A 13,376-nucleotide genomic window follows, 5' to 3' on the forward strand; every position below is an offset into this window, starting at 1 on the left:
GAGAGTTCGCTATATTTATGCACGCCATTTCGATGTTCCTTTTGTCTGTCCTTCGTTGTGTTCTTCATAAGTAATCGCATCCATTTCAGCTCGTAGCCATATATGGCTTTTAATTCATGCATGCACCAGGGATTCCCCGGTGCTTTTCTGCTGTTGTGGCTGACCACGGCAGTCAATTTCATTCGGTATATCAGAGGATTTTTTTGTGGAAGCAAGTCGTTCTTTTGTCTCCAGGTCGGAAGGCAGTGCTCAGTCCGATATCTTTTCCGGGCTTACCGTTGCCTTGGCCCTTGTTCCCGAAGCTGTGGCATTTTCCTTTGTGGCGGGGGTCCCACCCATGGTCGGGCTTTATGGCGCATTCATGATGTGTCTCGTGACTTCAGTGTTGGGAGGTCGTCCGGGCATGATATCCGGTGCCACCGGTGCCATGGCCGTGGTTATGGTTAATCTCGTGCTGGAGGGGAATGCCCTTGGCGGAGCCGGAAGTCACGCAGGGTTGCAATATCTTTTTTTCACCCTGTTGTTGGTCGGTATCCTGCAAAGCCTCGCAGGTATATTCAGCATGGGAAAATTTATTCGCATGGTCCCTCGTTCCGTGATGATGGGGTTTGTCAACGGGTTGGCAATTGTCATATTCCTCTCCCAGTTGAAGATGTTTCAATCCGGCGGAGAGTGGTTGGAAGGACGGTCGCTTCTGATCATGGTCGGGCTTGTCGTCCTGACCATGACGATCCTCTTTCTCGTTCCCAAAGTGCACAAGAAATCTCCCGGTGCCCTGATTGCCATTATCTCGGTCTCCCTGCTGGTTTTGTTTGTCGGGATCGATACTGAAACAGTGCTTTCCTTTGTCCAGTCCAATGGAGGCTCCGGTATCAAAGCGGGACTTCCTTCCTTTGCCATACCAAGTGTCCCCTTTACCTGGAATACACTTGTGTTCGTAACCCCATATGCATTCATTCTGGCCGCCATCGGGCTTATTGAATCCCTGATGACGTTGTCGCTTATTGATGAATTAACCGATACGCACGGTCACGGGAACCGGGAATGCATCGCGCAGGGTGCTGGCAATTTTATCAATGGATTGTTCGGCGGCATGGGGGGATGTGCCATGATCGGGCAGAGCATTATCAATATCACCTCGGGTGGCCGAGGGCGGTTGTCTGGTCTTGTTGCCGCTGCCGCGCTGCTGTTTTTTATTCTGTTCACATCCGAGTATATTGAGCAGATTCCCATTGCTGCTTTGACCGGTGTCATGTTCATTGTCGTCATCAAGACATTTGCCTGGAGTACGTTCAATATCATGAACAAAATTCCCAAATGGGATGTTGGTGTCATCGTGCTGGTGACTTTTCTCACGGTCAAATACGATCTTGCCATCGCTGTCATCTGCGGTGTGATCATTTCCGCCTTGATCTTTGCCTGGGAAAACGCATTACGGATTCGAGCCCGAAAAATGGTGGATGAACACGGAATCAAGCATTATCAGATTTACGGTCCGCTGTTTTTTGCTTCCACGGCATTGTTCATGAGCAAGTTTGACGTGAGCGATGACCCGGACGAAGTGATTATTGATTTTCAGGAATCGCGAATCATGGATCAATCAGCTATCGAAACCATCAACAAACTTACCGAGATGTATCATCGTTCCGGCAAGACCATTCACCTTTGGCATCTCAGTAAGGATTGTGTTCGTCTCATCAAGAAGGCCGAAAAAATTTGTGTTGTGAATGTTCTTGAAGATCCCGACTATTTTGTCGGCATCGATGACTATAGGAAATACCGGGAACATGTCGAATTCGAATCCTTGTAGCTCCTTTCATCATTATCAGAAGAGCGTTGTGACAGACAGCTCTTGATGTGGTGCCGCCTCTTCGTATACATGGTATCGTGAAATTACCCTGAAGAGAGTGGGCGAAAATGTAAAATCCCCCGGTGACATGAATCATCGGGGGATTTTTGCTTTCTGCCATGAAAGGGTGCCGCAAAATTCAAAGTCATTTGTTTGGGTTTCCATCTTTGAAGAGAAACGTCATTAAATGTCCGTACCTCTTCACCTAGAGTGATTTTGAGAGTCGGTTGTTTAGCCCTTAGTATCGAGTAAAGTTCTTATTCTGTCGGTTTCAGTCTGAAAGAGAAATGAAAATCGCCATATGGAGGGATTTCCTTGCGTTCTCCTCCATTATGTTGGGCGTAAATCTTTACAGTGCGCTCGTGCTCATCATACGTATTCTTATCAATGAAAAACTCTGTCCCGTCAGCCAAGATTACTTGAGCTTCTTCCATGTCGTATCCTCCTTACACATTTGGTGGGTGTATAATGGGAATACCTGTACTCCTCATTGGTTGATGAATAGAGGGTTTGGGCTGTTTTTGAGACCCTTTTGCACACTTTTTGACATGCCAAAATCAAAGCGGCTACAGTTTTACACTGTAACCGCCTGAAATTTATGGTGCGCCAGGGAGGATTCGAACCCCCGGCCGTCGGCTTAGAAGGCCGATGCTCTATCCAACTGAGCTACTGGCGCACTGCGCACTCTGATAATAGAGGGAGCATGGGAAGGTCAAGGAGATTTATATCTAATCTTCATTTGTTTGTAGGGGTTTTCCAGTGGGCCGCTTCCTGCTAGAAGGAGGGGGTGACGATATTCAATACATACGACGAACTTGAGGCGTACATGGAGAGGCTCGGTCTGTTTCATATGGACTTGACTCTGGGCCGCATGGAAATGTTTTGGAATGCGAGAGGGCTTCCTGCGTTGCCGGTTATTCATGTGGTCGGGACGAATGGCAAAGGGTCGACTTCCACTTTTCTGGGGTCCATAGCCAGAGCCCACGGGCTGAAGACCGGATTGTTCACGTCCCCCCACTTTGTTTCACCGCGTGAGCGGGTTCAAATCAATAGAGCCATGCTGTCTGCTGAAGTCTGGGTCGAACTTGCCAACGAGGTGCTCAGCACGCCCGGAGGTGACCAGTTGACATACTTCGAGTTCCAGACCAGCCTTGCCATGCTCGCTTTCGAAAGGGAGCGGGTCGATCTTGCCGTGATGGAAGCCGGATTGGGTGGTACCTTTGATGCGACCAATGTCTTTGTTCCGGCCATGACTCTCTTGACTCCCATTGGCATGGATCATGAGAAAATTCTGGGGCCGACCCTCACGGATATAGCTCGTGACAAGGCCGGGGCCATTCACCCCGGAGGGCTTGCCGTGACCGGGATTCAGGAGGCTGATGCCATGATCCAGCTTCAGGACAGGGCGGAAGCCGTGGCTGCCCGTCTCCTGTATGCTGTGGATATGGCTGACCCTGTTGATCATACCCAGTTGGGCATGATGGGGATACATCAGACTGCAAACGCACGGCTCGCTTTGGCCAGTTGGCGTTGGTATGCTGCCGGACACGGGATAAGAAGTGTACCGGAGGCCGAACAGCTCGGGTTGGAATCCGCCTTCCTGCCAGGGCGCATGCAGCAGGTGGAAATCAATGGTCAGACCCTGATACTGGACGGAGCGCATAACTGGCATGCCTTGGAAGCATTGAAGAGTGCACTTGCGGCAGAGGATATCCAGCCGGGAGCCGTGATCTTCGCCTGTCTTGAAGATAAGGATATCGAGTCCATGCTCGATCGGATCAGAAGTCTCACCAATGGTCCCATTTATGTTCCTTCGATGCACAACGAACGGGCCAGGGACGCGGGAGAACTGGCGGGCTTGATAGGGGCGAGAGCCGTGGCGGTTGACTCCATGGCGCACGCTCTCCAGGCCTGCCATGCGGTGTCAGAGCCTGTGCTGGTCTGCGGTTCCTTGTATTTGCTTGCGGAGTTTTATACTTCTCATCCAGAATTTCTTACCCCATAACAAGAGACATCATGAGCCAACTCTTTCGACATCTGCCAGCCATGGATCATATCCTCGGCGTTCTGACTGACGATCTGGATATTGCGTCTCTGCCTCGTCCTCTCATCAAGGAGCATGCCGGGGCATTTCTCGATATTTGTCGAGAGGAGATCCGCAGCGGGGTCATTACCGACCAAGAGCACCTTGCATTAGACATTCTCAAGCCTCGATTGCTTGCCTATGTCAGGGCCAAGTCCCGGCCTCACTTTCGCCGTGTACTCAATGCAACCGGAGTGGTCGTTCATACAAATCTCGGGCGTTCTCTTTTGGCGAAAACAGCCATTGAGGCCGTGGTCGAGGCGTGTGGGCATTATTCCAATTGCGAATTTGATCTTGCGACAGGGTTGCGGGGCAGTCGTTATTCCCATGTGGAAAAAATACTCTGTGACATAACGGGTGCTGAAGCTGCATTGGTGGTCAATAACAATGCTGCCGCTGTATTCATTATGCTTGAGACTCTGGCCAAGGGAAAAGAGGTCATCGTCTCCCGTGGACAATTGGTCGAGATTGGCGGCTCTTTCCGCATTCCAGATGTTATGACTAAATCCGGTGCGGTTTTGCACGAGGTCGGTGCCACCAATCGGGCACATGTCCATGATTACGAGAACGCCATCAATGATGAGACGGGGGCGTTGATGCGCGTCCACACATCGAATTTTCGGGTTGTCGGTTTCACAAAGGAAGTGACGTTGCAGGAAATGCGCGCACTTGGAGACAGGTATAATCTCCCGGTCATAGAAGACCTCGGGAGCGGAACTCTGTATGCTCTGGAAGGCGAGGGGTTGCTTGGTGAACCGACAGTCCAGCAAACAGTGGCCCAGGGGGCGGACGTCGTCTCTTTCTCCGGCGACAAAGTCTTGGGTGGTCCCCAAGCGGGTATCATTGTCGGGCGGAAGGAGTATATCGATCGGATCAAAAAGAATCCGATCAACCGTGCCATGCGTATCGACAAAATGACTCTGGCTGCGCTGGAGGCGACCTTGCGGTTGTATCTGGATATGGGCGAAGCGCGTAAAAAAGTACCGACACTGAAGATGATAACCGCTTCGCAAGAGTCGCTCAAAAGCAAGGCGCGTCGACTCGGTGACGGATTGCGAAGCGAACTGGGCGATCTGGCTCAGGTGTCCATGCGTAAAGGATTTTCCCGTGTGGGCGGAGGGGCATTTCCTGAATACGATCTACCCGGAACCATGGTGACGCTCCATGTCGAAGGCCTTTCGGCTGAGGCCTTACGCACGGCATTGCTTGAGACGAATCCACCGTTGGTGGCCCGTATTGAAGATGATCTGTTGGTGCTTGATCCTCGCACATTGGCTCAAAACGAACTCAAACTCGCGGCTTCAGCCCTTGGGCAGGCCGTGACAGCCCTGAATAGGAAGGAAATGTCATGAGTAAGAAAGATTCTCTTGAATATGAACCAAAATCCGCTTGGGATGTGTACACGTCCAAGAAGGATATCAAGGCCATGGACCAACTTGCTGACAGGTATGTTGATTTTCTGAGCCGATGCAAAACCGAGCGTCTCGTCATGGATTATGTCCGTGAAAAGGTTCAGAAAGCTGGTTTCGTGGATGATCTCAAAGCTCCATTGGCATACCGTTTCAACCGGAACAAGACGTGTTTTCTGGCTCGCAAGGGCAAACGGCCGTTAAGTGAGGGATTCCGTCTGATTGGTGCCCATGCCGATTGTCCCCGTCTCGATTTGAAACAACGCCCTTTCTATGAAGACTTGGATATAGCCCTTGCCAAGACCCACTATTATGGAGGGATTCGGAAGTACCAATGGTTGACGATTCCACTGGCTTTGCATGGGACGGTGGTCAAGAAAGATGGCACAGTGGTCACTCTCTGCATCGGAGAGGATCCGGGTGATCCTGTCTTTACCGTGACGGATCTGCTGCCGCACCTTGCATACAAGGAAGTGGTCAAGAAGGTTGAAGACGCTTTTGAAGCGGAGAAGCTCAACCTGATAATGGGACACTCTCCTGTCCAGACGGGCAAGAAGGATGATGACGCCATCGTGGCTCCGGTAAAGCGGAAGATGCTGGAGTTGCTCAATAAAAAATACGGCATTGATGAGGCCGATTTCCTGAGCGCGGAAGTGCAGGCGGTTCCGGCAGGCCCAGCCCGTTATGTGGGGTTGGACGAGGCTGTCATCGGCTCCTACGGGCAGGATGACCGATCCAGTGTTTTTTGCGGCCTGGAGGCTCTGCTGGAAGAGACTCAGCCGGAGTATGCGCAGATTGTTCTGTTTTGGGATAAGGAAGAAATCGGTTCAGACGGCGCGACCGGTGCCAAGTCCCTTTTCTTTGAATACTGCATGGAAGAGTTGCTTGATGCTTGGGAGCCGGGTGCCCGTTTGTCAGGTGTCATGATGAATGGGTCTGCCTTGTCCGCTGATGTTTCTGCCGCCATGGACCCTGATTACAAAGATGTTTATGAACCGCTCAATGCGGCACGTCTTGGTTATGGCCCATGTTTCAACAAGTTTACGGGCCACCGTGGAAAGGTCGGTGCCAATGATGCCCATCCTGACTTTATTGGTTGGCTCCGCCGAATTTTTGATGATGCGGGTATTCCCTGGCATATGTCTGAATTGGGCAAAGTTGATGTGGGCGGTGGTGGCACTGTGGCCAAATTCCTTGCCATCTATGGTATGGATGTCATTGATGTCGGTGTGCCGGTTTTGTCGATGCATTCCCCATTCGAGTTGGCAGCCAAAGCTGATATCTATGCCTGCACACTGGCTTTTAGGGAATTCTTGAAAAATTAGGCGAATGTTGGATTCGTGATGCCAAGGCCATGGGAATGTGTTCCCGTGGCTTTTTTCATGAAAGGGGAGCGGGATGCAAGTGCATCGGGCAATTTGAAGATGCTCTTCGCCTTGGAAGACCGGCCTTTTGTGTGTGATGGCCGAGTGCCTGTCAGAGAGGGAGAGGCGGCTTCTTGTGGCCGTGGCTGATTTCAACTAGTATGCATAAGCTCATACTGAGAACATTTATTTCTTGAAAGAAGGGACACATATACATGCCTGTTATCATGGGAACCGCGGGACATATCGACCACGGTAAAACGACTCTCGTCAAAGCGCTTACCGGGATTGATTGCGACCGACTCTCTGAAGAAAAAAAACGAGGCATTACCATAGAGCTGGGATTTGCCCACATGGATCTCGGAGATGGGAATCGGCTGGGTATCGTCGATGTTCCGGGGCATGAAAAATTTGTCAAAAACATGGTGGCCGGAGCCACTGGCGTGGATTTCGTTACTTTGGTTATCGCGGCAGACGAGGGGATCATGCCTCAAACGAGGGAACATCTGGAAATCTGTCAACTGCTTGGTGTGACGACAGGGGTCGTCGCTCTGACAAAAGCAGACATGGTGGATGCCGAGTGGTTGGAAATGGTGGAAGAAGAGGTGGCTCAATACCTTGAGCCGACTTTTTTGGGTGGATCGCCCATAGTGCAGGTCTCAGCCCACACCGGGGCAGGGCTGGATGCACTCAAGAATGCCATCCGTGAACTGATTGCCGAGTTCAAGCCAAGACGTCGTTCGGACCTTTTTCGTCTTCCGGTGGATCGTGTCTTCACGATGAAAGGACATGGGACGGTCATAACCGGAACGATGATATCCGGTTCTCTTTCCGTGGGAGAGGATATCCTCCTGTATCCTCAAAAGACTGAAACCAAAGTACGGAGCCTGCAATCTCATGGTGAAACCGTGGAGACCGCTCAGGCAGGGCGTCGAACTGCGGTCAATTTGCATGGCTTGGAGGTTGATGATATCCGGCGTGGCGATGTTCTTGCCCGTCCCGGCACCCTCTTTCCGTCCACTGTGTGGGACATTGAACTGACTGTCCTCAAATCATCGCATATTCCGCTTAAACATCGCCGGGAAATTCATTTTCACCATGGTGCACGAGAGGTGCTGGCCCGAATTTATCTATTGGATAGAGAGGAGCTTCAACCGGGGGAGACCGCTGTCTGCCAGGCTCGTTTCGCGGCCCCCCTTGCCGGTGTTTATGGTGATCAAATCGTCCTTCGCTCCTTTTCTCCCCTGCGGGCATTTGCCGGTGGTCGGATTATCGGTCCCGTGGGACATGCCGTCAAGCGGTTCTCCGACGCAGTGGAAAGTCTCAAAATGTTGACGAGCGAGAGCCCTGAAGAAGTCGCTGCGACGCAACTGGAGTTGGCCGGGGCCGACGGATTGACTTTCAGCGAGTTGCTGACGATGACCAATCTTGAATCAAAGGCATTGGAAAAGACTCTCGGTGTCCTCAACGGTCAACAAAAGGCCATCTTGTTCGATAAGGACTCGCGACGTTATGCGGGTGGGGTTCTGGCTCAGGACCTGAGTGATGAGCTGGTGCGTTTCCTGGTTGATTTTCACGCCAATGATTCCATGAAGCCGGGAATTCTGCGCGGCCAACTCGCCTCATCCTGGGGACGGGACCTGCCTCCCAAGCTTTTTCACTTTCTGCTTGAACGGCTACTCAAGAAGGGGGATGTGGTCGCGGAGCAGGAGGTTCTTCGACTCAAAGGGCACAAGGTTTCCCTCGCATCGGATCAGGAAAAGGTCCGTGAAACCATTCTCGCCGCATATGAGCAGGGAGGGGCGACACCGCCGAATCTGAAAGACGTGCTGAAGCCGCTGGGTATGGATTTCAAACAGGCTGCGCCGGTTTTTCGGTTGCTTCAGGACCAGGGGCTGTTGGTTCGCGTTAAGGATGACATGTATTCTTACGGCCCGGCAGTGACTGTGCTCAAGGAAAAGATTGTCGATTTTTTTGCAACGCATCAGGAAATGTCTGCCCCGGACTTTAAAGATATGACCGGTCTGTCGCGGAAATATCTAATCCCCATGCTCGAATATTTTGACAAGGAAAAATTGACGGTCCGAGTCGGAGACGTCAGGCATTTTCGCAAACGGTCTTGACACGATAAGGGAGTCCCTTTAGGCCATGCTTATGAAGCGTATGTGTATATCTTCTCCTCTTGGAGTGTTGTGCTCTCTTCTTCTGCTTTGTTCGTTTTCGACTCTCGCGGTCGGGTGTGCGGGGAAATTCGTTGGGCTGAAAGCGGTCGCCGCTGGGCAGGCCTTGGTCGATTCTGCCACGGAAACCGTACGAGGAGAGCTTGAGGGCGAACAAAAAGAGCTGATTGCCGCCCTTGTCGCAAAAGCCAAAGGCATTGTGATTCTGCCTGAGTGGGGAAGCGTCAGCTTTTTGTACTCATTGGGTGGCGGCAACGCTGTCATGCTGGTTCGGTCTGAGCAGGGCTGGAGAGGGCCGCTCTTTTTTGCCAAAGGGGCTGGCGGTCTTGGGCTTCAAGCTGGGATAACCAAAACATCCGGCATCATTTTTTATATGAATGAAGAGGATGTGCACTATGTCCTTGAAACCGGGGCTACTTTGCAGGGGCAGGCTTCGGTCATATTGATTGATAAGGAATACCAATTCAATCGGACTCCGGAATTTTTCGAAAGTGGCGAGGTTGTTTTCGTCGGAGAGACTCAAGGTATGTATGCCGGAGTCAGTCTGTCCGGTGGTGGCTTGTCAACTCGCCAAGACCTCAACGCAGCCTACCATGGAGTGGAAGATGGGAATCCCGAAGCAATTCTCTTCGGCACCAGTGTGCTCCCTGAAGGTGCGCGCACGCTCCTTGATCTGCTTGGCACGGCTGAATCTTCTGTATTGCGTGAGGATGATTCGATAAAAACGAAAAAGGACGAAACCGAAGTTTCGTCCTTGACGGGATCACTTGGGGTGAGTGATGGGACTTGAACCCACGGCCACTTGGGCCACAACCAAGTGCTCTACCAACTGAGCTACACCCACCGTGTGAGGGAAGTTTACTAGCGAAGGATTCCTCTACGGTCAAGTAAAAGAATAAGAAAAAGGTAACACATGGATAAACTTATTATTGAAGGTGGCATCCCATTACATGGGAAAATTCAGGTCAGTGGCGCGAAAAATGCGGCTCTTCCCATTTTGATGGCCTGTCTTTTGGCAGAGGGAACGGTGCGTCTGAGCAATGTTCCCCGCTTGGCTGACATTCATACTTCTTTGAAATTATTAAATATACTTGGATGTGAAACGAGCTTTGATGTCAATGAAGTGACATCGACCTGTACTGGGCTAAAGCCTGAAGCTCCTTATGAGCTGGTCAAGACCATGCGTGCATCGGTCTTGTGCCTTGGTCCTTTGCTTGCTCATCTGGGTGAGGCGAAAGTCGCCCTACCCGGAGGGTGCGCCATCGGCGCGCGGCCTGTGGATTTGCATCTGCGTGGTATGGAACGGATGGGAGCGACTTTTGAGATTACCGAGGGGTTCATCAACGGCCGGTGCCCCGGAGGTCTCAAGGGTGCTCATATTTCCCTCGATTTTCCCACGGTAGGTGGAACGGAAAATCTGATCATGGCCGCATGCCTGGCTGATGGGACCACCACACTGGAAAATGCCGCAAGGGAACCGGAAGTCGTTGATCTCGCCAATTTCCTTAATGCAATGGGTGCCAAAATATCCGGTCAGGGGACCAGCGTGATAACGATTGAAGGGGTGACTGCTCTGAAAGGGTGCGAGTATCGCGTTATGCCGGATCGGATTGAGGCTGGTACCTATATGGTCGCTGCGGCTATTACCGGTGGTGAGTTGGAGATTCAGGACTGCCCATACCTTGACCTCGATGCCGTGAATTCCAAATTGCGTGAAATGGGTGTCCTGGTTCAGGAAAAAGATGGGTATGTTCTGGTTCGCAGAGAGAATGGATTGCTGACCAACGTCGATGTGACAACTTTGCCGCATCCCGGTTTTCCGACAGATATGCAGGCCCAACTCATGGCCTTGATGTGTTTTGGGCAGGGCACGGGGACTATTGAAGAAAAGATTTTCGAAAATAGATTCATGCATGTGCTGGAATTGGTTCGTCTCGGTGCGGATGTCCGTCTCAAAGGGCGGACTGCGATGGTTAAGGGAGTGGGTAAGCTCATGGGAGCGCCGGTCATGGCCTCAGACCTCCGGGCCAGTGCCTCGCTTGTTCTGGCGGGACTGGCAGCGAGTGGCAGCACGACAGTGGAACGAATTTATCATCTTGACCGTGGGTATGAGAATATCGAGGAAAAGCTTTCCGGTGTGGGAGCCAGGATCAGGCGTGTCAATGGCTAGATGAGCACCTGGGTTGAGACTCTCTGCTTGGGGAGGACGTGTCGTGGCAACAAAAGGGTTGTCCTTGATCGTTTCTCTGTTAAACTGGCTTTGCTTATGACATTATAATGGAGGATATGTACTATGGATAAATGGGAATGCCCTTGCGGTTACGTGTATGACCCTGCTGAAGGTGATCCGGAAAATAATATTGAGATAGGGACCAGCTTTGAGGATTTGCCTGATGATTGGGTGTGCCCTCAGTGCGGTGCGGAAAAGGAATATTTCGAGAAAGTGTAACCGCTTGTCCTTGGTGTGTGGCCCGTCTTGGGAGTGACCCAACAAGAGTGGAAAAAAAGCTTGCAAAACATCTTTGTGGGCGTATAATTGAATTAACAACAAAGGAATGTTTCGAATCAACGCCAAACCAACTTGAGATTCTCTGAATCGGTAGTGTTGTCAGGCAACATTGGAACAAACAGAACTCCTTTGGCTGAAGCCTTGGCTCTCGGCAACCATGAAAGAACTTCAAGAAAAAGCCCCCTTGTCAGGGGGCTTTCCTTTTTTCATGCAGAGTTTTTATTGGGTGATCACCACGGCGAGTTTGTGGTGGTCCCCTCGGGCTGCCACTATCTTCCATTGTCGGGAGCATGCGCATGTATAATGGTAGAATGCGGCATATTCATCGGCAGGACCGAAATCATCAAAGACGATTAATGTTCCTCGTTTGATAAAGGGGTCCATGGTCATCAGCACATAGAGACTTGAAGAACAGAGATCGGCATCGACATGGATGACCATTCTATTCTTTCGTTCATAATGGTGGAGGAATGGGATGAGGGATTGATTGAAATATCCTTTGATAAACTGGCCTCGCGAGTCCGAAATACTGGGAGTCTGACCTTGTGTGGAAAAGTGGCCTTTCTCCATCCCCCCTGCGTGCCACTGTTCCGGGAGTCCTTCGAAACTGTCAAACCCGTAAAATCGTGAATCCGCGTGGGTGTTGACCTGCATCCATTGGCGAAAGCTATTGCCTTCAAAAACACCGAATTCGAAAAAATCGATAGGAGCATTGCGGACAATGGTTTTGTGGCTGTATTCGTAAAGAATTCTTCGGTCACGGTAATCATATTCCAGGAGAGGGTATTCGTATTCCTGTTCCTCGATCATTCTGCGGCGAAGGCAGGTATAATAACAGTTCTCCAGGGGCTGTGGATCATTGGTGCCTACAATGGTGATATTCTGCCTGGGGTGCTCGTGCGCACTGTGCATGGAAAACCTCCGCGTCCTTGATGTGACATAAGTATGACATGTTTTTCTGTATCGTTTTGCATATAGCAATCCGTATGCCAGTATAGTCGACGCGGAACGGAGCTTTCCTATAAGAAACCAGGATTGTAAATGAAATCGGCTATGAAGAGTTTTACGCTTTTGGGCTGGAAAATCTGGAGAGGAAAAAAAATGTCATCAATCCGGTGATGCTCCATATCAAAACTCCGGTCAGACCGCTCCCTCCACCAAGGAGTGGAGAGGTGTCCGGAAACAGCCATCCCCAGATCCCATATCCCTGGGCATTGGCTGCTGCATGGATAAAGGCAGCCAGTAGGGTGGATTTGTAATGAAGAGTCATCTCGTTGAGGAACAGTCCGAAGGCTATGCACAGCAGGCACATCAGGAATATTCCGGTCACTGGAAATCCGGGATAGTTGAAGCCCGCCCATATGAGCGGGGCATGCCATAGACCCCATATGATCCCCAGACAGAAGTGCGCCTTGATCCGCCCAAGCCCCATGAGTCGGGGGAGCAGAAAACCCCGCCATCCAATTTCTTCTCCGAGGCCGAAAGTGAAATTAATGAAAGGGCCGATAATGATAGACATGGGCAGCATGACTTCAAAAAGCGTTGAAACAGTTATTGATTCAGAACTGCCTGTGGCTTCTGTCAGGCCGCTCATGCTTATGTCCGGTGCTGTCAGTCCCAATGCCCAACTCAATCCATACATGGCAGCAAAAACAACAGGGATCAGGAATAGCGTCACCACGTATGGTGCTATTGAGGTGACTTTGAGCCACAAAGCTTCGGCGATTGAACCCAGGGGCGTGTGCTCGATGACCGTGGTTACAAAGAGTGCAGAGACTCCAGGAATCCACATGACTGCAAGCAGGGCAATGGTCGGCGACAGTTGTATGAAGTCATTGTCAAACCGAACCCCGTTGCAGATGAGGGAAATCTCCACGGCGTAGGTCATGCCAAATGTCAGGGCAAGAAACCATATGATCGGAACCAGTTGTGAATTTTTTTTCAGCGCGGTGCACATGGCGTTTTTCTTACCTGACCGGCCG

Annotated in this window: 11 protein-coding genes and 2 tRNA genes; 8 read left to right on the forward strand and 5 right to left on the reverse strand. The window is 51.1% G+C overall.

What is annotated here, in order from left to right:
• Positions 1–205 precede the first annotated feature (205 nt).
• Positions 206–1,810, forward strand: a complete 1,605-nt coding sequence (locus BN4_RS15485) for a SulP family inorganic anion transporter (protein WP_015416355.1) — start codon at positions 206–208, stop codon at positions 1,808–1,810.
• Positions 1,811–2,106: 296 nt separating this feature from the next.
• Here BN4_RS15485 and BN4_RS17855 read toward each other — a convergent pair whose 3' ends face one another.
• Together BN4_RS17855 and BN4_RS15490 are read right to left on the reverse strand one after the other, a co-directional pair.
• Positions 2,107–2,283 (reverse strand): hypothetical protein, encoded by a 177-nt coding sequence (locus BN4_RS17855; RefSeq protein ID WP_015416356.1) that lies wholly within the window; start codon positions 2,281–2,283, stop codon positions 2,107–2,109.
• 165 nt (positions 2,284–2,448) lie between these two features.
• Positions 2,449–2,525 (reverse strand) — tRNA-Arg (locus tag BN4_RS15490).
• 111 nt (positions 2,526–2,636) lie between these two features.
• Here BN4_RS15490 and BN4_RS15495 point away from each other — a divergent pair.
• The 5 genes from BN4_RS15495 (at position 2,637) to BN4_RS17580 (ending at position 9,675) form a co-directional block, all read left to right on the forward strand.
• Positions 2,637–3,854, forward strand: coding sequence for a bifunctional folylpolyglutamate synthase/dihydrofolate synthase (locus BN4_RS15495; protein ID WP_231856551.1), 1,218 nt, complete (start codon positions 2,637–2,639; stop codon positions 3,852–3,854).
• Between the two features lie 11 nt (positions 3,855–3,865).
• Positions 3,866–5,284 (forward strand): L-seryl-tRNA(Sec) selenium transferase, encoded by a 1,419-nt coding sequence (gene selA / locus BN4_RS15500; protein ID WP_015416358.1) that lies wholly within the window; start codon positions 3,866–3,868, stop codon positions 5,282–5,284.
• Positions 5,281–6,666 carry an aminopeptidase gene (locus tag BN4_RS15505; RefSeq protein ID WP_015416359.1) on the forward strand — a complete coding sequence of 462 codons (1,386 nt, stop codon included), beginning with the start codon at positions 5,281–5,283 and terminating at the stop codon, positions 6,664–6,666. The genes selA and BN4_RS15505 overlap by 4 nt, the downstream gene beginning before the upstream one ends.
• Before the next feature lie 254 nt (positions 6,667–6,920).
• Positions 6,921–8,828 (forward strand): selenocysteine-specific translation elongation factor, encoded by a 1,908-nt coding sequence (selB, locus tag BN4_RS15510; protein WP_015416360.1) that lies wholly within the window; start codon positions 6,921–6,923, stop codon positions 8,826–8,828.
• Between the two features lie 31 nt (positions 8,829–8,859).
• Complete coding sequence (locus tag BN4_RS17580; protein ID WP_162138619.1) at positions 8,860–9,675, forward strand: lipid-binding SYLF domain-containing protein; 816 nt, start codon at positions 8,860–8,862, stop codon at positions 9,673–9,675.
• On the opposite strand, the gene BN4_RS15520 is transcribed toward BN4_RS17580, so the two are convergent.
• Positions 9,654–9,729: transfer RNA gene (locus tag BN4_RS15520), tRNA-His, on the reverse strand. The two genes, BN4_RS17580 and BN4_RS15520, sit on opposite strands and share 22 nt — an antisense overlap.
• A 69-nt stretch (positions 9,730–9,798) precedes the next feature.
• Between BN4_RS15520 and murA the strand changes: the two genes are divergently transcribed.
• A complete protein-coding gene (gene murA, locus BN4_RS15525; RefSeq protein ID WP_015416362.1) occupies positions 9,799–11,055 on the forward strand; it encodes a UDP-N-acetylglucosamine 1-carboxyvinyltransferase in 1,257 nt (418 codons plus the stop codon).
• A 123-nt stretch (positions 11,056–11,178) separates the two neighbouring features.
• Positions 11,179–11,334: a rubredoxin gene (locus BN4_RS15530; protein WP_015416363.1), complete on the forward strand. Its 156-nt coding sequence runs from the start codon at positions 11,179–11,181 to the stop codon at positions 11,332–11,334.
• Between the two features lie 279 nt (positions 11,335–11,613).
• On the opposite strand, the gene BN4_RS17370 is transcribed toward BN4_RS15530, so the two are convergent.
• Together BN4_RS17370 and BN4_RS15540 are read right to left on the reverse strand one after the other, a co-directional pair.
• Positions 11,614–12,306, reverse strand: a complete 693-nt coding sequence (locus BN4_RS17370) for a TylF/MycF/NovP-related O-methyltransferase (protein WP_015416364.1) — start codon at positions 12,304–12,306, stop codon at positions 11,614–11,616.
• 151 nt (positions 12,307–12,457) lie between these two features.
• Positions 12,458–13,351: a CPBP family intramembrane glutamic endopeptidase gene (locus tag BN4_RS15540; protein ID WP_015416365.1), complete on the reverse strand. Its 894-nt coding sequence runs from the start codon at positions 13,349–13,351 to the stop codon at positions 12,458–12,460.
• Positions 13,352–13,376 lie beyond the last annotated feature (25 nt).

Origin of the sequence: Pseudodesulfovibrio piezophilus C1TLV30, from assembly GCF_000341895.1 — a bacterium.
Lineage (GTDB): Bacteria > Desulfobacterota > Desulfovibrionia > Desulfovibrionales > Desulfovibrionaceae > Pseudodesulfovibrio > Pseudodesulfovibrio piezophilus.